Origin of the sequence: Rhizobium sp. UGM030330-04 (genome assembly GCF_003208455.1) — a bacterium.
Lineage (GTDB): Bacteria > Pseudomonadota > Alphaproteobacteria > Rhizobiales > Rhizobiaceae > Agrobacterium > Agrobacterium rhizogenes_A.
Window position 1 is genome coordinate 20,853 of the sequence record NZ_QKML01000014.1, and the last position, 24,127, is coordinate 44,979.

The 24,127-nt window shown below is 61.3% G+C and carries 23 protein-coding genes; 17 read left to right on the forward strand and 6 right to left on the reverse strand.

Annotated features, from left to right (window positions below):
• Position 1 precedes the first annotated feature (1 nt).
• From N434_RS20130 to N434_RS20140, 3 genes are all read left to right on the forward strand, one after another.
• A complete protein-coding gene (locus N434_RS20130; RefSeq protein WP_065656174.1) occupies positions 2-1,087 on the forward strand; it encodes an ABC transporter ATP-binding protein in 1,086 nt (361 codons plus the stop codon).
• Positions 1,088-1,132: 45 nt separating this feature from the next.
• Positions 1,133-3,136: an aldo/keto reductase gene (locus tag N434_RS20135; protein ID WP_110760128.1), complete on the forward strand. Its 2,004-nt coding sequence runs from the start codon at positions 1,133-1,135 to the stop codon at positions 3,134-3,136.
• Between the two features lie 314 nt (positions 3,137-3,450).
• Positions 3,451-4,683: a M24 family metallopeptidase gene (locus tag N434_RS20140; protein ID WP_110760039.1), complete on the forward strand. Its 1,233-nt coding sequence runs from the start codon at positions 3,451-3,453 to the stop codon at positions 4,681-4,683.
• A gap of 22 nt (positions 4,684-4,705) precedes the next feature.
• On the opposite strand, the gene N434_RS20145 is transcribed toward N434_RS20140, so the two are convergent.
• The 3 genes from N434_RS20145 to N434_RS20155 all read right to left on the reverse strand — a co-directional run bounded on the left by N434_RS20145 (position 4,706) and on the right by N434_RS20155 (position 6,679).
• Complete coding sequence (locus tag N434_RS20145; RefSeq protein ID WP_110760129.1) at positions 4,706-5,023, reverse strand: cupin domain-containing protein; 318 nt, start codon at positions 5,021-5,023, stop codon at positions 4,706-4,708.
• 31 nt (positions 5,024-5,054) lie between these two features.
• Positions 5,055-5,792: a FadR/GntR family transcriptional regulator gene (locus tag N434_RS20150; RefSeq protein ID WP_110760040.1), complete on the reverse strand. Its 738-nt coding sequence runs from the start codon at positions 5,790-5,792 to the stop codon at positions 5,055-5,057.
• Positions 5,793-5,881: 89 nt separating this feature from the next.
• Positions 5,882-6,679: an NAD-dependent epimerase/dehydratase family protein gene (locus N434_RS20155; protein WP_110760041.1), complete on the reverse strand. Its 798-nt coding sequence runs from the start codon at positions 6,677-6,679 to the stop codon at positions 5,882-5,884.
• Between the two features lie 139 nt (positions 6,680-6,818).
• Here N434_RS20155 and kduI point away from each other — a divergent pair, with 139 nt between their 5' ends.
• From kduI to N434_RS20180, 5 genes are all read left to right on the forward strand, one after another.
• Positions 6,819-7,643 (forward strand): 5-dehydro-4-deoxy-D-glucuronate isomerase, encoded by an 825-nt coding sequence (kduI, locus tag N434_RS20160; protein ID WP_065116534.1) that lies wholly within the window; start codon positions 6,819-6,821, stop codon positions 7,641-7,643.
• Positions 7,640-8,383 (forward strand): 2-dehydro-3-deoxy-D-gluconate 5-dehydrogenase KduD, encoded by a 744-nt coding sequence (gene kduD, locus N434_RS20165; RefSeq protein WP_110760042.1) that lies wholly within the window; start codon positions 7,640-7,642, stop codon positions 8,381-8,383. Before kduI ends, kduD begins: the two co-directional genes overlap by 4 nt.
• Positions 8,384-8,497: 114 nt before the next feature.
• Positions 8,498-9,409 (forward strand): 5-dehydro-4-deoxyglucarate dehydratase, encoded by a 912-nt coding sequence (gene kdgD / locus N434_RS20170; RefSeq protein ID WP_046800501.1) that lies wholly within the window; start codon positions 8,498-8,500, stop codon positions 9,407-9,409.
• A 24-nt stretch (positions 9,410-9,433) separates the two neighbouring features.
• Positions 9,434-10,570 carry a D-galactarolactone cycloisomerase gene (locus N434_RS20175; protein WP_110760043.1) on the forward strand — a complete coding sequence of 379 codons (1,137 nt, stop codon included), beginning with the start codon at positions 9,434-9,436 and terminating at the stop codon, positions 10,568-10,570.
• Positions 10,567-11,445: an amidohydrolase family protein gene (locus tag N434_RS20180; protein WP_110760044.1), complete on the forward strand. Its 879-nt coding sequence runs from the start codon at positions 10,567-10,569 to the stop codon at positions 11,443-11,445. Before N434_RS20175 ends, N434_RS20180 begins: the two co-directional genes overlap by 4 nt.
• Before the next feature lie 52 nt (positions 11,446-11,497).
• On the opposite strand, the gene N434_RS20185 is transcribed toward N434_RS20180, so the two are convergent.
• A complete protein-coding gene (locus tag N434_RS20185) occupies positions 11,498-12,424 on the reverse strand; it encodes a helix-turn-helix domain-containing protein (protein ID WP_110760130.1) in 927 nt (308 codons plus the stop codon).
• A gap of 212 nt (positions 12,425-12,636) precedes the next feature.
• On the opposite strand from N434_RS20185, the gene N434_RS20190 reads away from it, so the two are divergent.
• The 6 genes from N434_RS20190 (at position 12,637) to N434_RS20215 (ending at position 19,596) form a co-directional block, all read left to right on the forward strand.
• Positions 12,637-13,518 carry a carbohydrate ABC transporter permease gene (locus N434_RS20190; protein ID WP_110760045.1) on the forward strand — a complete coding sequence of 294 codons (882 nt, stop codon included), beginning with the start codon at positions 12,637-12,639 and terminating at the stop codon, positions 13,516-13,518.
• A 4-nt stretch (positions 13,519-13,522) separates the two neighbouring features.
• The gene (locus tag N434_RS20195; protein WP_110760046.1) at positions 13,523-14,407 is read left to right on the forward strand and encodes a carbohydrate ABC transporter permease; all 885 of its coding nucleotides are present in this window, start codon (positions 13,523-13,525) and stop codon (positions 14,405-14,407) included.
• A 2-nt stretch (positions 14,408-14,409) separates the two neighbouring features.
• Positions 14,410-15,510 (forward strand): ABC transporter ATP-binding protein, encoded by a 1,101-nt coding sequence (locus N434_RS20200; protein WP_110760047.1) that lies wholly within the window; start codon positions 14,410-14,412, stop codon positions 15,508-15,510.
• A gap of 43 nt (positions 15,511-15,553) precedes the next feature.
• A complete protein-coding gene (locus tag N434_RS20205; RefSeq protein ID WP_110760048.1) occupies positions 15,554-16,822 on the forward strand; it encodes an ABC transporter substrate-binding protein in 1,269 nt (422 codons plus the stop codon).
• A 117-nt stretch (positions 16,823-16,939) separates the two neighbouring features.
• A complete protein-coding gene (gene pglA, locus N434_RS20210; RefSeq protein ID WP_110760131.1) occupies positions 16,940-18,493 on the forward strand; it encodes a polygalacturonase PglA in 1,554 nt (517 codons plus the stop codon).
• 8 nt (positions 18,494-18,501) lie between these two features.
• Complete coding sequence (locus N434_RS20215; protein ID WP_110760049.1) at positions 18,502-19,596, forward strand: glycoside hydrolase family 88/105 protein; 1,095 nt, start codon at positions 18,502-18,504, stop codon at positions 19,594-19,596.
• Between the two features lie 42 nt (positions 19,597-19,638).
• Here N434_RS20215 and N434_RS20220 read toward each other — a convergent pair whose 3' ends face one another.
• Both N434_RS20220 and N434_RS20225 read right to left on the reverse strand, forming a co-directional pair.
• Positions 19,639-20,901 carry an ATP-binding protein gene (locus tag N434_RS20220; protein ID WP_110760050.1) on the reverse strand — a complete coding sequence of 421 codons (1,263 nt, stop codon included), beginning with the start codon at positions 20,899-20,901 and terminating at the stop codon, positions 19,639-19,641.
• The gene (locus tag N434_RS20225; RefSeq protein ID WP_201101287.1) at positions 20,898-21,629 is read right to left on the reverse strand and encodes a response regulator; all 732 of its coding nucleotides are present in this window, start codon (positions 21,627-21,629) and stop codon (positions 20,898-20,900) included. The genes N434_RS20220 and N434_RS20225 overlap by 4 nt, the downstream gene beginning before the upstream one ends.
• A 202-nt stretch (positions 21,630-21,831) precedes the next feature.
• On the opposite strand from N434_RS20225, the gene N434_RS20230 reads away from it, so the two are divergent.
• The 3 genes from N434_RS20230 to N434_RS20240 all read left to right on the forward strand — a co-directional run bounded on the left by N434_RS20230 (position 21,832) and on the right by N434_RS20240 (position 24,127).
• On the forward strand, positions 21,832-22,461 hold the full coding sequence (locus tag N434_RS20230; protein WP_110760051.1) for a hypothetical protein: 630 nt from the start codon (positions 21,832-21,834) through the stop codon (positions 22,459-22,461).
• A gap of 127 nt (positions 22,462-22,588) precedes the next feature.
• Positions 22,589-22,882 carry a hypothetical protein gene (locus N434_RS20235; RefSeq protein ID WP_110760132.1) on the forward strand — a complete coding sequence of 98 codons (294 nt, stop codon included), beginning with the start codon at positions 22,589-22,591 and terminating at the stop codon, positions 22,880-22,882.
• A 21-nt stretch (positions 22,883-22,903) separates the two neighbouring features.
• Positions 22,904-24,127, forward strand: a complete 1,224-nt coding sequence (locus tag N434_RS20240; RefSeq protein ID WP_110760052.1) for an efflux RND transporter periplasmic adaptor subunit — start codon at positions 22,904-22,906, stop codon at positions 24,125-24,127.

Genomic DNA, 24,127 nt, shown 5'->3' on the forward strand with positions numbered 1-24,127 from the left:
CATGGCGGAACTTTCGCTCAACAACGTGGTCAAGCGTTACGGCGCGCTGGAAGTGATCCATGGCGCAAATCTGGAGGTAAAGGACGGGGAGTTCGTCGTTTTCGTCGGCCCCTCCGGCTGCGGCAAATCCACGCTTCTTAGAATGATCGCCGGGCTGGAGGATATTTCCGGTGGCGATATCGTGATCGGCGGCAGGACGGTGAGTGATGCCGACCCGGCAGATCGCGGCATTGCCATGGTGTTCCAGTCCTATGCGCTTTATCCGCATATGACGGTGGCCGAAAACCTCTCCTTCGGCCTTAGAATGAACGGTAACCCCAAGGCCGATACGCAAAAGCGGGTCAACCGCGCCGCCGAAATTCTGCAGATCAACGAATTGATGCAGCGCCGGCCGAAGCAGCTGTCTGGCGGCCAGCGCCAGCGCGTCGCCATCGGCCGCGCCATCGTGCGCGAACCGCAGGTCTTCCTGTTCGACGAGCCGCTGTCCAATCTCGATGCGGAATTGCGGGTGCAGATGCGCGTGGAAATCTCGCGCCTGCACAAGCAGCTCGGCACCACGATGATCTATGTGACGCATGACCAGACCGAGGCGATGACGCTGGCCGACAAGATCGTCGTGCTGCGGGCGGGCAATATCGAGCAGGTCGGCGCGCCGCTCGATCTCTATGACGATCCCGCCAACCGCTTCGTTGCCGGTTTCGTCGGTTCGCCGAAGATGAATTTTCTCGACGCTACCATCATCGGCAGCGGCGCCGACAGCGTCACGCTCGCTCTCGACAGCGATCCTGCGGTGCGGCTGACTTTGCCGATAAAGGAAGGCGTCAACGAGGGTGCCAAGGTCTCGCTTGGCATCCGGCCGGAGCATTTTGCCGATGCGGGCGGGGGCGATGCCGATCTCACCGTGCATGTCGATGTCGCCGAACATCTCGGCAATACCAGCTATGTCTATGCCCGAACCGAAGGCGGCGAGCAGCTGATCATCGAGCGGCCGGAATCGCGCGATGTCGGCAATCGCGACCGGCTGACGGTCGGCCTTTCCGCCCGCCGGGCTTTCCTTTTCGATAGCAAGGGCGAACGCCTGCGCTGAACCCTTTCCCAAGCACCCAAGACTGATATGAAAGACGAGGATTTCATGACGACCGAACAACCGATCCGCTGGGGCATCATCGGCCCGGGCACCATCGCCAGAACCTTTGCTGACGGTATTGCCCATTCCCGCACCGGCAGGTTAGAGGCCATCGCCACCCGCAATCCGGACAAGCCCGGCCTTGCCGAAGCCTTCGCCGGTGCGCGCATTATCAAGGGTTACGATGCCCTGCTTGCCGATCCCGCTATCGATGCGGTCTATATAGCCACACCCCATACCGGCCATGCCGAATGGGCGATCAAGGCGATCCGGGCCGGCAGACACGTGCTGGTGGAAAAACCCATCGCGCTCTCGGCCTATGATGCCGACGCCATTTTCCACGAGGCGAAAAAGGCAGGCGTTTTCGCCGGCGAGGCCTATATGTACCGCCTGCATCCGCAGACGGCGAAATTGCTCGAACTGGTGAAAGAGCGGGCGGTAGGCGATATCCGCATCATCCGCTCCAGCTTCGGTTTCAACATGGGTTCGTTCCGGGCCGATCACCGGCTGTTTGCCAATGAAACGGCGGGCGGCGGCATTCTGGATGTCGGCGGTTATCCGGTTTCCATGGTGCGGATGATTGCCGGTGCCGTGGATGGCAAACCCTTTGCCGAGCCGGAAAAGGTTGCGGGTGCGGCGCATCTCGGCCAGTCGGGCGTTGATGAATGGGCCTCGGCCGTGCTGAAATTCGCAAACGGCATCGTCGCCGAAGTCTCGTGCTCGATCATGGCGGCGCAGGACAATGTGCTGCGCATCATCGGCTCGGAAGGGCGCATCGAGGTCAAGGATTTCTGGTTTGCTGCCGGCCACAAGGGTGGCACCGGCCGGATCGATATCATCAGGGGCGACAAGGTCGAAACCATCGAATTGCCGGAGGATCGCTGGCTTTATTCCTTCGAAGTCGATGCAGCCGGCGAGGCAATTCGCCAGGGCAGACACGAATTCGCGGCACCCGGCATGGCCTGGGCCGACAGCCTCGGCAATCTGCGTGTCATGGACCAGTGGCGGGCTTCCGTCGGGCTGGAATACAGCATCGAAAAGGCGACATCGCGCATCGGAAATATCGCCGGTGGCAAGGTCGTCGCCGGAAATTCGGTTCCCAGGCGGCAGATACCGGGCCTTGCCAAGCCGGCGTCCGTGGTTGCACTCGGTTTCGAGTTCTTCCCCAATTTCGCCTCCGCATCCCTGACGCTCGATGCCTTTTACGAGGCGGGCGGCAATCTCTTCGATACGGCCTATGTCTACGGCGCTGGCAGGACCGAAGCGATTTTCGGCGACTGGCACACCAGCCGCAATGTGCCGCGTGAAGAGATCGTGCTGATCGGCAAGGGTGCGCATTCGCCGCTCTGCTATCCCGATATGATTACCAAACAGCTCGATCAGTCGCTGGAGCGGCTGAAGACGGATTATGTCGATGCCTATTTCATGCATCGCGATAATCCCGACGTGCCGGTTGGCGAGTTCGTCGATGCCATGGATGCCGAAGTCCGGCGCGGGCGCATTCGCGGCATTTTCGGCGGCTCGAACTGGACGCGCGAGCGCATGGACGAAGCCGCAGCTTATGCGCAGAAGAACGGCAAGCAGGCGCCCGGCGCGCTTTCCAACAATTTCTCGCTTGCCGAAATGCTCGATCCCATCTGGACAGGCTGCGTTGCGGCATCAGATGACGAGTGGAAGGCATGGCTGCAATCGCGCCAGATCCCCAATTTCGCCTGGTCCAGCCAGGGGCGCGGTTTCTTCACCGACCGGGCAGGGCGCGACAAGCATGACGATGAGGAAATCGTCCGCGTCTGGTATTCCGACCGCAATTTCGTGCGCCGCGACCGGGCGATCGAGCTTGCGCAAAAACTCGGCCGCCACCCGATCCATATCGCGCTCGCTTATGTCATCGCCCAGCCTTTCCCGGTCATTCCGTTGATCGGGCCGCGCACGATTGCGGAGCTGGAGGATAGTCTTTCGGCGCTGGATATCGCGCTGACGCCCGAGCAGGTGAAGTGGCTGGAGGCGTGAAAGACAACGAGCGGCGGATTTATCCGCCGCTCATTCGGATAGGGCAAGGCGTTGCGGCATATTTCTTCTCCCTGCCGAGGAGAAGGTGGCCCGAAGGGTCGGATGAGGGGCCACGTTGACGAATATCTCTACCGTCGCCCCCTCATCCCGCTGCCGCGGACTTCTCCCCGGCGGGGAGAAGAAACAAGGGGCATCCGCTCGCTCCCACTGACGAATCTCAGGGTGGAGACATCATCTTCCACCTTCTTTCCTATCCCGGTGACTGCTAAAGCGTAGGTTCACAAACCTGCCGCCAAACAATCACCGGGGTTCCCATGAGCGATATCGACCGAAGCCGTGCGCAGCAGCTGATGCGGGAGGCGGAGATTGATGCGCTGGTGCTGTTCCAGCCCGAAGCCTTCCGTTATGCGCTCGGTGCTCCTGCCGGCGTGGCGACGATGTGGGGCAAAGCGGGTTCCGCGATTGCGCTGGTGCCGGCCGATGCCGGGGCAGGGCTCGCCGCCGTCGTCAGTGATCACGCCGCCCCGCTCGTCAGGAAGGCGGCGCCGGATGTCGATCTGCGCTGCCATCGCATCTGGATCGATTTGGTCGATCTTTCGGGTGTGGAAACCGTCGCGCAGGTGGACGACGCCTATCGCCGCAACAATTCCGGTGGGCCGCGGCCGGAGACATTCGATCGCACCGCCTGTTTCGACCTGCTCTCCGATCTTTTGCGGGAGCGCGGGCTGGCTGCCGCGCGCATTGGTGCCGACCTTGAATTCATGCCCGCCGCCGATTTTTTAGCGCTGCGGCAGGCGCTGCCCGAGGTGAACTGGATTGATGGTTCGACGGTGCTGAAACGTCTGAGGGCGGTGAAGTCAGAACGCGAGATCAAACTTCTCAGGCAGGCGGCAGCAGCCGCCGAGGCAGGGTTAATTGAGATGGCGGCCGCTGTCCGACCGGGAGCAGCCCTTGGTCAGCTCTCCGCCGCCTGGAAATCCGGCGCGCAGGCATATGCCGCGACATCCGGTTTTTCGCTGAGCGGGCATTGGGACTATATTTCCGTCGGTCCGGCCCTGTCGGATATGACGGCGGCGGTCACACCGGGCGCGCTGATCAAGGCCGATGTCGGCACGCTGGTCGACGGTTACTCGTCCGATGGCGCAAGAACTTTTTCATGGGGACCTGTGTCGCCTCTGGCGTCCGAGATTTTCAAGGCGCTGGAGGCAGCCTTCGCCTGCGGGCTGGAAGCGATCCGTCCCGGCAACAGCTTTGGCGCGGTGCACGCGGCCATGCTGGCCTCGATGCGCAGGCAAGGTTTCGGCGAATATTATCGCGGTCATTTCGGCCATTCCGTCGGCGGCGGCGTGGGTATCGAGGAATGGCCGTTCTTTTCCCATGACAATCCGGAAATCATGCTTCCTGGCATGGTGGTCGCACTCGAAGCGCCCTTCTATGGCGAAGGGCTGGGCGCGCTGATGATCGAGGATCAGTTCCTCGTCACATCGTCAGGTGCGGAGTGCATGAACAGCCTGCCACGCACTCTCAGGGATCTGTCACGGCAGTGACGGCCTGCCGCCGTTCCTGCCTTTAGAGAAAATCGTCGCGACGCGGGGTGAAGCAGTCGATCAGCTCACCCTCTTCCAGACACAGGCAGCCATGCTCGATATGGCCGGGAACGACGAGGCTGTCGCCTTTCTGCAGGTCATAGGCCTCACCATCGCGGTAAAAGCGGAAGCTGCCGCTGGCGACATAGGTGGACTGCACATGTGGATGGCTGTGCAGCTTGCCTTCTGCGCCGGTCTTGAACCGGAAGGACACGACCATCAGCTCCGGCGCTTCGGAAAGCACGGTGCGTTCCACGCCGTCATCGGGCGAAACGGTGGGGAATTTGGGAAGCTGCTGCATGTCGTTCTCCTCTGTCTTGCAATATTGATTTTCAGCGCGGCGCACGCAGCATGGCGCGATAACGCGTCTGGCTGCTTTTCAGGTGGTTGCGCATGGCGCTGCGCGCCGCATCCTCGTTGCCATCCTGTATGGCGATCAGGATCGCTTCATGCTCGCCGACGAGACGGCTGAGATCGGCGGGTGAAAGCACGGTTTCTGCGCCATTATCAGCCACGGCGCGGCGCGGAATGACGGTTGGGCCAAGCACCTGCAGAAACTCGCTGAAGCGGGGATTGTTGGTCGCTTCGGCCACGGCGAGATGAAAGGCAAAATCGGCCTCGGCCGTCGGAATGCCCCTGGCGGCGCTGGCGCGGAAAGCGTCGAAGGCCTCGATGATCTTTTCTTCCTGCGCCGGTGAGCGGCGAATGGCGGCAAGGCCGGCGGCATCGCCTTCCACGGCGGTGCGCAATTCCAGCATCTCGATCAGCGACGAGACGCGGGCGAGATCGACATTGTGGAAAGGCCGCCGCTCGGTGGGCGCGGGCTCCAGTACGAAAACACCTGCGCCCTGACGCGGCTCCACCAGACCGTCGGAGCGCAGCGAGGCAATCGCCTCGCGCACCACGGTGCGGCTCACGCCGAATTCCTGCGTCAGCTGCGCTTCCGATGGCAGGCGGTCGCCCGTCTTGTAGCGGCCCTTGGCGATCTGGCTGCGGAGTTCCTCCGAAACCTTCACCACAAGCGTTCTGCCCTGTGGAGCTGCCGGTTCGGAGGTTGTCGCTTTTGTCATCTGTGTCGCCGTTCTAAAAAGGGTGCGGGGTTGTGTCCGGATGTCCTCGATACGTTATTCGCGGCCCGGCTTGCAATCCCGCTGATCACTCAGCTTTGCTTCAAGATCGGGTTGTCGACAAACGTGCCGCCCTGGAACCGCACCAACGCATCCGTCGGGTCCGGCTTCGGTGTGGTCTCGGCAATATGCTGCCGGAAGGCCTCGGCATTGTCCTTCGGTTTCCATCCCAGGAAGCCGAGATGTGAATTGTCCCACCAGCCGGCCTCGTTGGCCGACGCCCCCCAGACGACCGGGCAGCCGAGCACTGGTGCCCGAAATACCGCCTCGATCAGCGACACAAAATCATCATATGAAAACCAGGTGGACAACATGCGGTAATTATTGGGCACCGGCGTGCAGGAGCCGATGCGCACCAGTGCCGTCTCCTGTCCGAATTTATCGAAATACATGCGGGCGAGGTTCTCGCCGAAACATTTGGAGACGCCGTAAAGCCCGTCCGGTCGCACCGGAACATCGGGGCCGAGCCGCTCGGTCTGGGGATAATAACCGATCGTATGGTTGGAGCTGGCAAAGACGATCCGCGGCTGGCCGTGGGCGCGGGCGGCCTCGTAGAGATTATAAAGCCCGATGATATTGCCCTGAAGGATCTGCTCGAAGGGCTTCTCCACCGATATGCCGCCCAGATGAACGATGCCGTCGCAACCGGCAACCATCGCATTCACGGCATCCGCATCGGCAAGGTCGCATTGCACGCATTCCTCGTTCGGACCGGCCGCATCGAGCGGGGAGAGATCGGCAAGACGCAATATCTCCGCCATCGGTGCCAGACGTTCACGCATGACGCGGCCAAGCTGGCCCGCCGCACCGGTAACAAGAAGCCGTTTCATTGCCATTCTCCCTCAGCGTTTGCACGTCTCCGATACGGTCGAGATATGGCGGCACCTCTTGACCTTGTCATACAGATCGTACAAAAAGCGGATAACATATATTATGTGCCATACGCAACAATCATGAAGGATGAGTTTGATGTTGACCGTCGAAACAAGGCAGGCCGTGAACCCGGAATATGCGAAGACGCTGGATACCGAAGGGCTCCGCCGGCATTTCCTCGCCAACGACATGTTCCGTTCCGGTGAAATCAGGCTGATCTACACCCATTATGACCGGTTCGTCATGGGTGGCGCGGTGCCTGATGGTGCGCCGCTGACGCTGGACAAGGTGGAAGAAACCAAGACGCCGTCCTTCCTCGATCGTCGCGAAATGGGCATCGTCAATATCGGCGAGAGCGGCACCGTCAGCGCCGGCGGGCAGACCTACACGCTCAATCGCGGCGATGTGCTTTATCTCGGTGCGGGCAGCGGTGCTGTCACCTTTGATGGCGCTGGCCGATTCTACATCACCTCCTGCCCGGCGCATCGTAGCCTGCCAGCCAAGCTGGTGACGCTCGCCAACAGCAAGGAAGTCAAGCTCGGCGCGACGGAAACCTCCAACAAGCGCACCATCAACCAGTTCATCCATCCGCTGGTCATGGAAAGCTGCCAACTGGTGCTGGGCTATACGATGCTGGAGGACGGCTCGGTCTGGAACACGATTCCCTCGCATATTCACGACCGCCGCATGGAAGCCTATCTCTATTTTGGCATGGATGAGAAGTCGCGCGTGCTGCATCTGATGGGTGAGCCGCAGGAGACCCGCCATCTGTTCATTTCCAACGAAGAAGGCGCGATTTCGCCGCCCTGGTCGATCCATTCCGGCGCCGGCATCGGCTCTTACACCTTCATCTGGGCAATGGCCGGCGACAATGTCGATTACACCGACATGGACTTCATCCAGCCGGGGGATCTGAAATGAGGAACCCCTTTTCGCTTGAAGGGCGCAAGGCGCTTGTGACGGGCGCAAATACCGGTCTTGGCCAGGCGATTGCGGTGGGTCTTGCCGCCGCTGGCGCAGAGGTGGTCTGCGCCGCCCGCCGCGCACCGAATGAAACGCTTGATATCATCGCGAGGGATGGCGGCAAGGCGAGCGCACTGCTCATCGATTTCGCCGATCCGCTGGCGGCGAAGGACAGCTTCACCGACGCCGGTTTCGATATCCTCATCAACAATGCCGGCATCATCCGCCGCGCCGATTCCGTCGAGTTTTCCGAACTCGACTGGGATGAGGTGATGGACGTCAATCTCAAGGCGCTGTTTTTCACCACGCAGGCTTTCGCGAAAGAGCTGCTGGCGAAAGGCCGCTCCGGCAAGGTGGTCAATATCGCCTCGCTTCTGTCGTTCCAGGGCGGCATCCGCGTGCCGTCCTACACGGCGGCGAAACATGGCGTTGCCGGTCTCACCAAGCTTCTGGCCAATGAGTGGGCCGCCAGGGGCATCAACGTGAATGCCATTGCCCCCGGTTATATCGAAACCAACAATACCGAGGCGCTGCGTGCGGATGCCGCCCGCAACAAGGCCATCCTCGAGCGCATTCCGGCAGGCCGCTGGGGGCACGCGCAGGATATCGCCGGCGCGGCGGTATTTCTGGCGTCGCCGGCGGCGGATTACGTGCATGGCGCCATTCTCAATGTCGATGGCGGCTGGCTGGCGCGTTAATCTGTGACAGATTTTGGAAATTCATCATACAAGATGTATGATGAGTTGTTGACAAAGATGCGGCAAGCGGCTTAGGTGGCTTTCAGTCAGTGAACTTGCAGAGGAATTTCGATGATGAACCCTGAACAAATCAAGACGGCGCTTGGCTCCGGTCTGTTGTCCTTCCCGGTCACCCATTTCGATGCCGAGGGTCGTTTTGCGGCCGATAGCTACAGGGCGCATGTCGAATGGCTCGCCGGTTATAAAGCGCCGGTACTGTTTGCCGCCGGCGGTACTGGCGAGTTCTTCTCGCTGAAGCCGGATGAAATCCCCACCATCGTTTCCGCCGCCAAGGAAGTGGCTGGTGAAACCGCCATCGTTTCCGGCTGTGGTTACGGCACCGAGATTGCCGTCGACATTGCCCGCTCGGTCGAAAAGGTCGGTGCTGATGGTATCCTGCTTCTGCCGCATTACCTCATCGATGCGCCGCAGGAAGGCCTTTACGCGCATATCAAGAAGGTGTGTCAGTCGGTCGGCATCGGCGTCATGGTTTATAACCGCGACAATTCCGTGCTGCAGGCCGATACGCTGGCGCGTCTTTGTGACGAGTGCCCGAACCTTGTCGGTTTCAAGGATGGCACCGGCGATATCGGCCTCGTGCGCCAGATCACCGCCAAGATGGGCGACCGCCTGATGTATCTCGGCGGCATGCCGACGGCGGAACTGTTTGCCGAAGCCTATCTCGGCGCCGGTTTCACCACCTATTCCTCGGCCGTCTTCAACTTCGTACCCGGCCTTGCCAACGAGTTCTATGCGGCGCTGCGTGCCGGCGAGCGTGCCACCTGCGAACGCATCCTGACGGATTTCTTCTATCCGTTCATGGCGATCCGCAACCGCGCCAAGGGTTATGCCGTCTCCGCCGTCAAGGCCGGTGTGCGCCTGCAGGGCTTCAACGCCGGGCCGGTGCGTGCGCCGCTGAAGGACCTGACCAATGAGGAAATCGGCATGCTCGAAGCCCTGATCGGCACGCACAAGCGTAAAGCCTGATCACGGCATAACGGGAGGGGAGCCATGAAAATCACTGCGGTGCGCACGCATCTGCTCGAACACCGGCTGGACACGCCGTTTGAAAGCGCTTCCATGCGCTTTGATCGTCGCGCCCATATTCTGGTGGAGATCGAATGCGATGACGGAACGGTCGGCTGGGGCGAATGCCTCGGCCCGGCAAGACCGAACGCCGCCGTGGTTCAGGCTTACGCCGGCTGGCTTATCGGCCAGGACCCGCGCCAGACCGAAAAGCTGTGGGCCGTGCTTTATAATGCCCTGCGCGATCAGGGCCAGCGCGGCCTCAGCCTCACGGCGCTTTCCGGCATCGATATCGCGCTCTGGGATATCAAGGGCAAGCATTACGGTGCTTCCATCTCCATGCTGCTTGGCGGGCGCTGGCGCGAAAGCGTGCGCGCTTATGCCACCGGCAGCTTCAAGCGCGATGGTGTCGACCGCGTGTCCGATAATGCATCCGAGATGGCGGAGCGGCGGGCTGAAGGCTTTCACGCCTGCAAGATCAAGATCGGCTTCGGCATCGAAGAAGATCTCAGGGTCATCGCCGCCGTGCGCGATGCCATCGGGCCGGATATGCGGCTGATGATCGACGCCAATCACGGTTATACCATCACCGAAGCCATCATGCTCGGCAACCGCGCTGCCGACTATGGCATCGACTGGTTCGAAGAGCCTGTTGTTCCCGAACAGCTTGATGCCTATGCCCGCGTGCGGGCCGGCCAGCCGATCCCGGTTGCGGGCGGCGAGACCTGGCATGGGCGTTACGGCATGTGGCAGGCGCTTTCTGCCGGTGCGGTGGATATTCTCCAGCCCGATCTCTGCGGCTGCGGCGGTTTTTCCGAAACGCAGAAGATCGCCACGCTTGCCACGTTACATGGCGTGCGCATCGTGCCGCATGTCTGGGGCACGGGTGTGCAGATCGCCGCCGCGCTGCAATTCATGGCGGCGATGACGCCCGATCCGGTTCGCGTCAATCCGATAGAGCCGATCATGGAATTCGACCGCACCCATAATCCGTTCCGGCAGGCGGTTCTGAGCAAGCCGATCGAAGCGGTCAATGGCGTTGTCGCCATTCCCGATGGTCCGGGTCTCGGCATCGAGATCAACCGGGATGCCCTCACCGAATTCAGGATGCCGGACGCATGAGTGAACTTGTCAGAAAACTCTCAGGCGTTGCGCCGAATCCTGCTTTTCCGAAAGGCGCCGTCGATACGCAGATGCATCTTTATCTGCTCGGCTACCCCGCCTTGCCGGGCGGACCCGGCCTGCCGCCGGGCTCGCTTCCCGGTCCCGCCGATTATCGGAAGCTGATGCAATGGCTCGGCATCGACCGGGTGATCATCACCCAGGGCAATGCCCATCAGCGTGACAATGCCAATACGCTTGCCTGCGTTGCTGAAATCGGCGAGGCGGCCCGCGCGGTTGTCATCATCGATGCGAGCACCACCGAAAAGGACATGGAAAGCCTCACCGCTGCCGGTACCGTCGGGGCGCGTATCATGGACCTGCCGGGCGGTGCGGTGAACCTGTCCGAGCTGGAAGCCGTGGATGAACGGGCGCACGCCGCCGACTGGATGGTGGCGGTGCAGTTTGATGGCAATACGTTGCTTGATCACCTGCCGCGCCTTCAGAAAATCCGCTCGCGCTGGGTGTTCGATCACCACGGCAAGTTCTTCAAGGGCATCAAGACAGATGGCCCGGAGATGGCAGCACTCCTGAAGCTCATCGACCGTGGCAATCTCTGGTTCAAGTTCGCCGGCGTCTATGAAAGTTCGCGTGACAGCTGGCCCTATGAAGACGTCGCGGCCTTTTCGCGGGTGATTGCCGCCCATGCGCCGGAACGCATCGTCTGGGGCACCAACTGGCCGCATAATTCCATCCGCGAGACGGCGGCCTATCCCGACGATGCCCGCCTTGCGGAACTGTTGCTTGGCTGGCTGCCGGACGAGGCGGCGCGCCATCGTGCACTGGTGGAAAACCCCGAGGCCCTGTTCAGGCTGCCGCCATTTACAATGGCATAGTTCAATTGCGGGATGACCGGTAACCTCCAGACTTCGCCGTAATAAGGCCCCGCTATGCCGGGGTCTTTTCTGTTTTAGCGGCAAGCAGCCTCTGCTGTTCATGCTCGTCAAAGGCCATCAGGTTGCCGTGCCGGCTGCGGCGTATGCGGTTCATATGGTCGCGCGGGCTTAAGCCCAGCGTGCGTTTGAACATGCGTGAGAAATAATAGGGGTCGCCATAACCGACTTCGGCGGCCGCTGCCGAGACCGAAAGCCCCGCCTCGAGAAAATGCATGGCGCGTTCCATGCGTTTGAACTCCTGATATTTACGCGGCGTCCGTCCCACCCGTTTCTGGAATTCGCGCAGAAAATAATCGCGATTATAGGGCGCCGCCTCGGTTGCCCGGCTGGCAATGTCGGGGTCGAGCGGATTGGCCGAAATCATGGTGATCGCCTTCATCACCGCAAGGTCGAGCGCCTCCGTGCCCTCCGGCTGGAAACTCGGTCGGTCCACCCATCCGAGGAAGGCATCGTCGATGAAGGCGATCAGAAGCACCATGAAGAGATGGTGCTGGCCGAGTGTGACGGAGGAGGGCGGGGCGCTCTGCCGATAGTGGCGCACCAGCGGTTCCAGCAGCGGCCAGCGGCTCAGCCGCAGTTTCGGCTTCAGGTCCATCTGCGCGATCAGGTTGTGGCGGCCGTAAATATCCAGCGTGAAATGCTGTGCCACGCCGCGATAGGTCACAGCCTGTTCGTTCCAGCCGACAAAGTGCTGGCCGCGGAAAATCAGCATGGCGTCGCCGGGTTCCAGCACCCGAGCCTCGCCATCGACGAGATAATGCCCGCGCCCCTCCAGGCAGATGATGAGATCGTCCACCTGGTTGGATTTGTCGATCTGCCAGGTGCGCGAATGCTCCATCTTGATCGTCGCGCGCGTGAGGTTGAGGTTGAGCGCCGCAGGCGGAACGGATGACAGAATGCCACCTTCGATTTCGTCCATCTTTTTCCTCATCTTTGTTAATTCACCTTGGCGCGGAAATTTGGTTTTGTCACCGTATAAATAGCTTTTACGCGCCGTATCAATGAGGGAGGAGATCGGTCGCGGTGAGAGATTGCGCCTTCATGCGCCCGCCGCCGGCCGTTCCGGGAGAATCACTTGTACGAAATTGTATTCTGTCATTCGCGTTCCGCCGGGGCGCGGGGAGGAGCGTCATGAAAACTCAACGCTTCCTCGGGCTGGGATATCTGACGCCTTATATCGTCGGGCTTTTGGTCTTCACGGCCATCCCGTTCCTCGGCTCGCTCTATCTCAGCTTCACCCGTTACGACCTGATGAGCGATCCCAGCTGGGCGGGACTTGCCAATTACGAGCGGCTGTTCACCCGCGACCGCACCTTCATGAAATCGCTGAACGTTACCCTGTTCTACGTGTTCTTGACGGTGCCGCTGAAGCTTGCCTTCGCGCTGTTCATTGCGGCCATACTCAATTATAAGCTGCAATTCATCAACTTCTTCCGCACCGCTTTTTACGTGCCGTCCATTCTCGGCGGCTCCATCGCGATCGCGGTTCTGTGGCGTTATATCTTCGCGAGCGAGGGGCTTGCCAATATGGCGCTTGCCGCCATCGGCCTGTCGCCGGTGGACTGGTTCGGCGATCCCGGCAACGCGCTTTTCACCATCACGCTGTTGCGCTGCTGGCAGTTCGGTTCGGCCATGGTGATCTTTCTCGCCGCGCTGCAATCCATCGACAAGTCGCTTTATGAGGCCGCCGCCATCGATGGCGCAGGCAAGGTGAGGACCTTCTTCTTCATCACGCTGCCGCTTCTGACGCCGGTGATCTTCTTCAATCTCATCATGCAGATGGTGCAGGCGTTCCAGGAGTTTAACGGCCCTTACATCATCACCCAGGGCGGGCCGCTGAAGTCCACTTATCTGCTGCCTCTCTACATCTATGACGAGGCCTTCAAGAAGTTCAACATGGGCTATGCCTCCGCCATCGCCTGGGTGCTCTTCACCATCATCACCGTGCTGACCCTCGTGGCCTTCTGGTCCTCGAAGAAGTGGGTCTATTACGCCGGCGACAAGCGGAACTGATGCCATGACCGATATTGCAACCCTGAACGATATGCAGGCGGCCCGCCGGGCGCGGTTGAGGCTCCTCTCCACCTCTGTCCGTTATGTGCTTCTCTTCGCAGTCGGCCTCGTCATGCTTTACCCGCTGATCTGGCTGGTGGGCGCGAGCTTCAAGACCAATTCGGAGATCTTCTCCGGCGCCGGCTTCATTCCTGAAAACCCGACGCTGGACGGTTATATACGCGGCTGGGAAACCTCGACGCCCTATACGTTCGGCCGGTTCTTCTGGAATTCGTTCCTGATCATCCTGCCGAAAGTCGTCGGCACGGCGATTTCCTGCACCATGGCGGCCTATGCCTTCGCCCGCTTCGATTTTCCGTTGAAGAAAATCCTGTTCGGTTCGGTCATCGCCATCCTGCTGCTGCCGAATGTCGTCACCCGCATTCCGCAATATATCCTGTTTCGCGATCTCGGCTGGCTGGACAGCTTCCTGCCGCTCTGGGTGCCCTCCGCGCTCGCCGGCGATGCCTTCTTCGTCTTCATGCTGGTGCAGTTCCTGCGCTCACTGCCATCGGACATGGAAGAGGCCGCCCGGGTGGATGGCGCCAACAGCCTGCAGACGCTCATCTACATCGTGGTGCCGATGCTGGCGCCTGCGTTGATCTCGGTCTGCCTGTTCCAGTTCATGTGGACGATGAACGACTTTCTCGGGCCGCTGATCTACCTGTCCTCGGTCGACAAATATCCGGTGAGCCTGGCGCTCAAACTCTCCATCGACACCACCGAAGCCTTTGAATGGAACCGCATCCTGGCGATGTCGGTGCTGACGATCGCGCCTGCGCTGATCGTGTTCTTTGCGGCGCAACGGTATTTCATTGAAGGGATCTCGTCTGGCGGGGTCAAGGGCTGAAAATGGCAAGCGTTCAACTTAAAAATCTCGAAAAAGTCTATGGCGGCAGCTTCAAGGCCGTGCATGGCATCAATCTCGACGTCGAGGATGGCGAGTTCATGGTGTTCGTCGGCCCTTCCGGCTGCGCCAAATCCACGACGCTGCGCATGGTGGCGGGGCTGGAGGAAATCACCGGCGGTGAAATCCTGATCGGCGACCAGCGCGTCAACGACCTGCCGCCCGGCAAGCGCTCCATCGCCATGGTCTTCCAGAACTATGCGCTTTATCCGCATATGAGGGTGCGCGGCAATCTCGCCTTCGGCCTGAAGATCGCCGGTGTCGCCAAGCCCGAGATCGAGAAGGCAATCGACAATGTCGCGCGCATTCTCGAAATCGAGCCGCTGCTCGACCGCTTGCCGAAGCAGCTTTCCGGCGGGCAGGCGCAGCGCGTGGCGCTTGGCCGTGCGCTCATCAAGAAGCCCGGCGTGTTCCTGTTCGATGAGCCGCTGTCCAATCTCGACGCCAAGCTGCGCGCCTCCATGCGGGTGCGCATCACCGATCTGCATCGCCAGTTGAAAGCGGAAGGCCTGTCTTCGACGGTCATTTACGTCACCCACGACCAGACGGAGGCCATGACCATGGGCGACCGCATCTGCGTCATGCAGGCGGGCCGCATCATGCAGGTCGCGACGCCGAAGGAGCTTTACAACCATCCCGCCAATCTCTTCGTTGCCGGTTTCATCGGCACGCCGGAAATGAACCTGGTGGATGTGGCAATCGACGGTGCGGAATTTGTGATCGCCGGCCAGCGCCTGCCGATCGGCGCGCATCTGGAGCAGCGGCTATCGGCCAGACCCGCAGATGCCGTCATCGGCATCCGCCCGCAGCATCTTGCACTGGCAGGGGAAGCCGATGGTCCGGCGCTGCGGGCGAAACTCACCAATGCGGAGTTCATGGGCCACGAGGTCTATCTGCACGCCGATCTCGGTGGGCAGAAGATCGTCAGCGTGGTTGGCGCGGCGGAATTCGAGGCGCTCGGGCGCGACGGTATCCTGCGGCTGAAACCGGACCCGGAGAAGCTGCATATTTTCGACAAGGCCGATGGCCGCAACGTCTCGCTGTGAGGAGGGGACGGGCGTGCCTGATTTTTCGAGGAGGAGAAGAACAATGACGACGATGACAGGAATGATGACGATGCTTGCCGGTGCCGCCTATGTGGCGATGGCGACGGCCTCGGTGGCGGGCGCTGCGGAACTGCGCATGTCGTGGTGGGGCGGCGAAAGCCGTCACGTGGCGACCCAGAAGGCCATTGCCGCCTGTGGTGAGAAATACGGCCACACCATCAAGGGCGAGTTTACCGGTTTCGATGGTTATCTGGAGAAACTCACCACGCAGATGGCGGGCAAGACGGAAGCCGATATCGTTCAGGTCAACTGGCCGTGGCTGCCGCTGTTTTCCAGGAATGGCGAAGGTTTTGCCGATCTACGCCAGCTGAAACCGCTCGATCTTTCGCAATGGGCCGAGAGCGATCTGGACGCGGGCTCTATGAACGGCGTGTTGCAGGGGCTTTCCGTCTCCACCACCGGTCGCGTCTTCTTCTTCAACGCCACCACCTTCGAAAAGGCGGGTGTTGAAATTCCGAAAACGTGGGATGAATTCTTCACGGCAACGAAAACCATCAAGGAAAAGCTCGGCAAGGACTATTACACCTTCAATGCGGTGAAGGAGACTGCCCAGCTGCTGGCGACGCTGGCTGTCGTGCAGAAGACCGGCAAGGATCTGGTCGATCCCAAGACCAACCGCGTGGCCTGGACGCCGGAGGATCTGGCCGAGGGTATCTCTTTTGTCGGCAAGCTGGTCGAAACCGGCTCCATCCGCTCCCAGAAAGAGGAAGCGGCCGATGGCAACGTCAACCTCTATGAAAAACCGTCCTGGTCGGAAGGCCGCATCGCCGGTTCCTATGAATGGGACTCGACCTATTCGAAATATGCCGATCCCCTGAAGGAGGGGCAGGTTCTGAAACCCGTGCCGATGCTGAAGCGTGCCGATGCCGTGACCGAAGGTGTCTATCGCAAACCTTCCATGGTGTTTTCGATCTCGAAAAACTCGAAGAACCCGGAAGCGGCTGCACAGATACTGAACTGCCTTTTGAACGAGCCGGAAGGCGTCGATGCGCTCGGCACCTCACGCGGCCTGCCCGCCTCGAAGGCGGCGGCGGCCCGTCTGGGCGACAAGGGCGAGCCGGAAGTGCGGGCCGCCAACGCCATCGTCATGGCGGCATCGGGACCGGTGGTTTCACCCTTCAACGAACATCCGGAAATCCGCTCGGCCTTTATCGATACGCTGGAGGAATATGCCTATGGCCAGCTGACGGCGGAAGAGGCGGCCGAGCAGATCATCGATTCCACCAATGACGTTCTGGCCAAATTCGATTGACGACAATGGCCCGTCGCCGCTTCGGCATCGCGGCGGGCTCTCTTATCCGGCTGCCGGATGATATGAAACATGTCGGCCGGGCGTTTGGCGGATATGCGCAAAAGACGAGAAAAGAGCATGAACAAACCCCTTATCATCGCGTCTTCGGCGCGAACGGCAGCACTTTGCCTTGCCGCGCCCGGCGCGCGTTGTCATCTGCCGGCACAAACGGCATGGCGTCTGACATCGCAGGACGGCGCTGAGCAGCGCGGTGAAACGGCAACCGTTGTGACGTTGCTGCACGAGTTGCTTCCGGATACGCGGTATGTCTTCGACGCGGAGGGGTTCGGCAGCGTGGAATTCAGGACCGCACCCTGCGCCGGGCTTGTCGAAGCCGCGGCATATCCCCTGCGGCCGGGTATTGGGCTCGATGATGAGGAGGGTGCGCGCGCCAATACGCAGGCGCTCGAAAATGCCGTTGCCGCCGTGCCCGCGGGCGGCACCTTGCGGCTTGGTCCCGGTGTCTGGACCGCCTTTCCGGTGCGGCTGAAAAGCGACATGACGTTGCATCTGGCAGAGGGCGCCGTGCTGCGCGCGCCCTCCATCCGCAGCGGATGGCCGATATTGCCCGCCCGCGATGAGGCGGGCCGCATGCTGGGCAGCTGGGAAGGCTTGCCGGATGCCTGTTTTACCGCGCCGCTCCACGCCATCGGGGCAGATAATCTCGTGATCGAGGGCAGGGGTGTTCTGGATGGCTCCGGCGACAGGGGCGATTGGTGGAGCTGGCCGAAAGGAACGCGCGACGGTGCGCGGCGTCCGCGCGGCCTGCATCTCGTTTCCTGCCGCAAAACACAGCTTCTTGCTTTCACCATCCGGAATGCAGCCTCCTGGACGATCCATCCGCAGGGCTGCGAGGACCTGATCGCTGCGGGTCTCACCATCGTTGCGCCGCACGACAGTCCGAATACCGATGGCTTCAATCCCGAAAGCTGCCGTAACGTGACGATTGCCGGCGTGCGCTTTTCCGTCGGCGATGATTGTATCGCGGTGAAGGCCGGGAAACGTGGTCCCGATGGCGAGGACGATCATCTGGCGGAAACGCGCGGCGTCCGTGTGCGCCATTGCCTGATGCAGCGTGGCCATGGCGGGCTGGTGATCGGTTCGGAAATGTCGGGCGGTGTGCATGACGTGGCGGTGGAGGATTGCGAGATGGTCGGTACGGATCGCGGCCTGCGTCTCAAGACGCGGCGCGGTCGCGGTGGTACGGTCAGCAATATCGCCATGCGCCGGGTGCTGCTGGACGGCGTGGAGACCGCGCTCTCCGTCAATGGCCACTATCATTGCGATGCCGACGGCCATGATGAATGGGTCCAGTCGCGAAACCGGGCGCCGGTCAATGACGGCACGCCCTTTATCGATGGCATTACCGTGGAGGATGTCGAAATCCGCAATCTCGCCCATGCCGCCGGCGCCTTTCTCGGCCTGCCGGAAGCCCCCATCCGCAATATCGTCATTCGCAATCTCGCCATCGTCTCCCATGATCCGTCGGCGATAGCGACGCCGCCGATCATGGCCGACCGGGTGCGCCCCATGCGCCATGAGGCGATTGTTTTCGAACAGGCGGACGTCATCTGCGATGATCCGGCTCTTTTGAGTGGCGCCTCCGTCTCCATTTCGTCAGATTTCGATTGAGAAAATCCATGAAACATACTGATTATTTTGATCAATTCTCCGAACGATACAGGCACTACAAGGGCGGCAGCTGGTGTTATGAGGATGGTTGCGTCTATCGTGGTCTGCTGCAATTGTTCGAGGCCACCGGTGAGGTTCGCTGGAAGGAACATCTGCACCGTTTGTCCGACGCCCAGGTGGCGAAGGATGGAACGCTGGCCGGTTACGATCCGCAGGAATACAATATCGACCATATCCTCGCCGGGCGTATCCTCTTTCCCCTTGCGGCACAAACCGGCGATGCTCGTTATCTTGCCGCTGCGGAACATCTGGCGGGCCAGCTCCGCAGCCATCCACGCATCACCTCGGGCAATTATTGGCACAAGAAGCGGTATCCGCATCAGGTCTGGCTGGATGGGCTTTATATGGGGCTTCCCTTCCAGATCGAATATGCGCAGGCGACGGATCGCACGGAACTGATCGGCGATGCGCTTCGGCAGTTCTCAGCCGCGCTTGCGCTGACGGCCGATGCCGGCGGGCTTTACGTCCACGGTTATGACGAGAGCCGTAACCAGCGCTGGGCCGACCCCGTGAGCGGCAAGTCGCCGGCCATCTGGGCACGGGCGGTCGGCTGGCTCGCCATGGCGCTGGTCGATGCACTGGTCATTTTGCCGGATGATGGCGCAACGGCTGAGCTTCGGGAAAGTGCGCGTCTGCTTCTGGCCGGTATTGTTGAGCGGCAGAGTGACGCCGGCCTGTGGATGCAGGTGCTCGATAATCCGGGTCTTGCCGGAAATTACGAGGAAACCTCGGCCTCGGCCATGTTCGCCTATGCGCTGCTGCGTGCGGTCCGGCTCGGGCTGGTGCAGGGCAAGGAGGCGCAGACCGCCCTTTCGGTGGGCCGCCGGGCGCTTGCGGCACTTCTGGAAACGCGCCTCAAGGCGGATGACGGGGGCGTAACCCGCCTTGTCGGCATTGTGCATGTCGCAGGGCTGGGCGGCTTTGAAGGCAATTATCGTGATGGAACGCCTGAGTATTATCTGAGGGAGCCGGTCGTTTCCGATGACGCGAAGGGCGTCGGGCCGCTGATGATGGCTTACGCCGAAAGCCTGCTTCTGGAGTGACTGGCGAACCGCTCGTCGGACAGAGAGTGTCGCGGCGTGGGATCACGCCGCTCTGTTGAAGATCACAGTCTGGATCAGACCCTGTTTCTTGTGGTTCGAGATCGTGATCCTGCCGCCGAAGCGTTCGATGATTTCTCGGGCGATGGCAAGGCCCAGCCCGACCCCGGGGATCGATTTGCGCCGCGCGAGATCGACGCGGAAGAAGGGTTCGAAAACCCGCCCGATCAGTTCCTGCGGAATGCCGGGGCCTTCGTCCCGGATTGTCACGACGATCTCGCTGTCGTCCTCGGTCAGATCGATATGCGCCTTCTTGCCATGGGTGACGGCGTTGAGCATGAGGTTGCGCAGGGCCCGTTTGAGAGCCAGCGGTGCCGCCCTTATGGTCATGGCCGTATCCGGCTCGGTAAAATCGAGTGCACCGGCATGGCCGAGATCGGAGAGCTCAACGACGATTTCGCCAAGAAGCGCAGCAAGATCGATCGTCTGGACACTGTCCTGGCTCACTTCCTCGCGCACCAGCAGAATGGCGCTGTCGGCAATGGCGTCCAGTTCCTCGAGGTCAGCAAGCCATTTGGCCCTTTCCTCGTCATTTTCGATGAATTCCGCCCTCAGGCGCATACGGGTCATCGGTGTTCTAAGATCGTGGCCGGCGGCGGCGACGAGGCGCATGCGGCTTTCCATAGCCGCTTTCAGGCGGCTGGCGAGTTCGTTCAGCGCCCGCGCCGTGGCGCGAATTTCACCCGGACCCGTTTCCGGCAGGTGCGGCAGGGAACCGTCGGGCCCGATGCTGGCGGCGGCATTTTCCAGCATGTCGAGCGGGCGGGTGATCTTGCTGGCGGCAAAGACCGAGACCGCGGCACTGCCGAGGATGATCAGCCCGATCCACATGCCGAAAATCTTCCAGCCGCCCGGCGGCGGACCCATATGCGGAATTTCCGCCACCAGCCATCCGTCTTTTTCCAGCGCGATAGCCGCCATGGGGGCGGGATTTCCCGGTGAACGGATGACCATTGCGGTGCGTGGCTCTCCAACCCGGGCCAGCGCCTTTTCCAGAAACTCCGACAACATGCCGTCGAGATCGCCTTCCGGCGGCTTCTGTTCGATGCGGAAATAACCGGGCTGCTGCAGGGAGGGGTCGCGTTCGGCCATGGTGACGGCAAAAGCGAGACTGCGGGCCAGCGGCTCTATCGTGGCGCCGGGCGGCGGCGGCTGCAATGTCCGGTCGGCCACAACGGTGGCAAGCGCGATGACCGCAATGATGGAGGCGATCAGCAGGGCCGCGATGCGGTTTCTCAGCGAATTCATCGCTGCACCGGCAGGGTTCTCACCTGAACCGTCATCTGGTAGCCGCCATTGCGCACGGTCTTGAAGATCGGGGTTTGGGTGTCGGCGTCGAGCTTCTTGCGCAGCCGGCTCATCAGCACGTCGATGGAGCGGTCGAACGGTCCCCTGTCCTTGCCCTGTGTCAGGTCAAGAAGCTGGTCGCGGGAAAGAAGCCGGCCGGGCCTGTCGAGGAACACTTTCAGCAGATCGAATTCCGCTCCGGTCAGTTCGATCTTCTCGCCGCTGGCGCGTATGACCGAACGCTGTTCGGGATCGGCAGTGAAATCCGCAAAACCATAGGCGGCGGATGAGGGGCGCGGCGCTTCCTGCGGTGTCGCGCGGCGCAGCACGGCCTTGATGCGTGCCGTCAGTTCGCGCGGATTGAAGGGTTTGCCGAGATAATCGTCGGCGCCGATCTCCAGACCGACGATGCGGTCCACATCCTCCTTCAGCGCGGTGAGGAGAATGACCGGCGTGCGTGGCCGGCGGCCCTGCAGATCGCGGCAGATATCGAGGCCGGAACCGTCAGGCAGCATCACGTCGAGCACGATGAGATCGGGATCGGAGCTTGAGATGCGCTCCTCGAACTCGCGTCTGTCGGCCGCCATCGAGACCCGAAACCCCTGCGAACCGAGATATTTCGCGAGCAATGTACGTATTTCCGGATCGTCATCAACGATCAATATATGTGTCACCGAAACCGTCGTCATATCGTCCAACCTTTTGATGCCACTATACATAAGCGGCGAAAAGAAACGGCGGATTTTTGCAACGAAAGCTTTCCGGGGCGGCTCTGGCAACATTCGGTTACAAATCGGCCCATTGCGGAAGAGGACCGGAAACATTCGGACCAAGGCCGGAAACGTAACGCTCCTATCGTCCTTTCATGTTGGAAAACGGAAGGAAGGTAAGATGAGACACTCGCTACTGGCCACCGCCGTCATCGCGACAGCAATTATTGGCGTTTCGGCCGCCACGCAGGCGGCGGAAGAGAATGCGCCCGCACCCCAGCCGACGGAACAGGCCGCGCCGCCCTCCGCCAGTCCTGACTTCGGGCCCGATCGTGGCCCGGATACGGGGCTGCGGCCGCCACATATGCGCAGGATGCCCGGGCCGGATGTCCTGGCGCTGGCGACGAAGCTTTCCGCGGCCGAAATCTATCTCGGCGTCACGCCGGAACAGCTTGGCCCGTGGCGTGCCTATACCACGGCGCTGATCGATCTCGTCTCGCCGGGCCCGGAGCGCAACCGGTTGCCGCCGATGCCGGGTGAAGGCAAGGCCAAACCCGAGCCGCGTCTTGCCGGCGAGGAACTGGCAGGCATCATCGCGCAGAAGGCGGAAAAGGCGAAAGCCCTTCAGGATGCCGTCGCGGCGCTGAAACCGAAGCTTTCGCCGCAGCAGGTGCTGAAGCTTGCCGAGCTCGAGCGCGCCCTGATGCCGCCTCCGCCTCCCGGCCCGCGCCATGGGCCGTCCGAGGAGGGCCGCCTGCCGCCCCGGCACGGCGATATGCGGCCGCCGGTTCCCGAAATGGACCGGGGCTGACACAGGTTTTCGAAGCTTCCTCCTTTAATCTGCCCCCCAGTAAAGGAGGAAACCAGCCGGCAACGGCTGCAGCCGGGGGATCGCTCGCCTGCGATCCCCCGCATGGTTTTAAAGCAGGACGATGATGATGAGATATTTCTATCTGATGCTGGCAACGGCCTTTGGTTTGAGCTTTGCCTGGTCGGTCGCGGCGAGAGAAAAGGCGGTTGACGTGCCGGCCGTGAAATCGCGGCAGGAAGGCAAACAGCGCCAGCCCGTCTGCGCCAGGGATCAACGTGAAAAGGCGAGCTCCGGGCGTCTTCGCAGCGCATGCCGCAAGGCAGCTGCGGGAAAATCCGCCGCTGCCTACGAATGGATCGAGGCTGAGAGAGGTTTCGTCCTCGTGAAACACGACATGACGCCGGTGTCTTCCTTTGAATAACCGGCCGGACAGGACATCAAGATGAAAACGGCACGCAAGGCAGGCGCATTGCTGGCGGTCGTCGCGCTCGCGGCGGGTGGTTACTGGCTATCCTCGCAATATACGCGGGCTGCCACGCCCTCCTACATCACGTCGCAGGTCACGCGCGGCGATATTGAGCAGACGGTGCTGGCGACGGGAACACTGAAGCCCGTTCGCCTTGTCGCCGTCGGCGCGCAGGCCTCCGGCCGCATCACCGCCGTCAAGGTGGCGCTTGGCGATACCGTCGAGGCAGGTGATCTCATCGCCGAGATCGATTCCGTGACCCAGACAAACAGCCTGCGCACGGCGCAGGCGGCGCTTGCCAACGTGAAGGCGCAGCGGGTGGAAAAACAGGCGACACTGGTTCTCAATCGCCAGAGCCTCGCCCGCCAGCAGGAGATGGTGTCGAAAAACGCCGCCTCCCGCGCCGATTTCGAAAGTGCCACCGCGGCGCTCGCCGTCACCGAGGCGCAGATCAAGGCCATCGATGCGCAGATCGAGGAAGCGCAGGTTGCTGTCGAAACAGCCGAAGCCAATCTTGGCTATACGAAGATCACCGCTCCCATTGAAGGCACGGTTCTGTCGATCGTCAGCCAGGAGGGGCAGACCGTTAATGCCACGCAATCGGCGCCGACCATCGTCATTCTCGGCCAACTGGACCGCATGACGGTGCGCACGGAAATATCCGAGGCGGATGTAACGCGGGTAAAACCGGACCTGCCGGTCTATTTCACGGTGCTGGGCGAACCGCAGCAGCGTTACGATGCGACGCTTGCCTCGATAGAGCCGGCGCCGGAATCGGTGCGCAGCGATTCCAGCTTCAGTTCCTCGACGTCCTCGTCATCCACTTCGTCCTCTTCCAGTACGTCGTCGTCGGAGGCGATCTATTATAATGGCGTATTCGAGGTGCCGAACCCGAACGGCAAGCTGCGCACCTATATGACGGCCGAGGTTCATATCGTTCTCGGTGAAGCGAAGGACGTGCTGACCATTCCGGCGTCGGCCCTCGGCGGCATGGATGGAAACGGTGGCTACGCCGTGCGCGTTGTTGATGCCAACGGAAAAATTTCCGACCGCAAGGTCGAAATCGGCCTGAACAACAAGGTCACGGCGGAAGTGCGCTCCGGTCTTGCCGAGAACGAACGCGTGGTGACCGGTGAGCGCTCGGCTGAAACCGCCACCAACGCCATGCCGGGGCCGGGTGGCCCGCCGATGGGGTTTTAA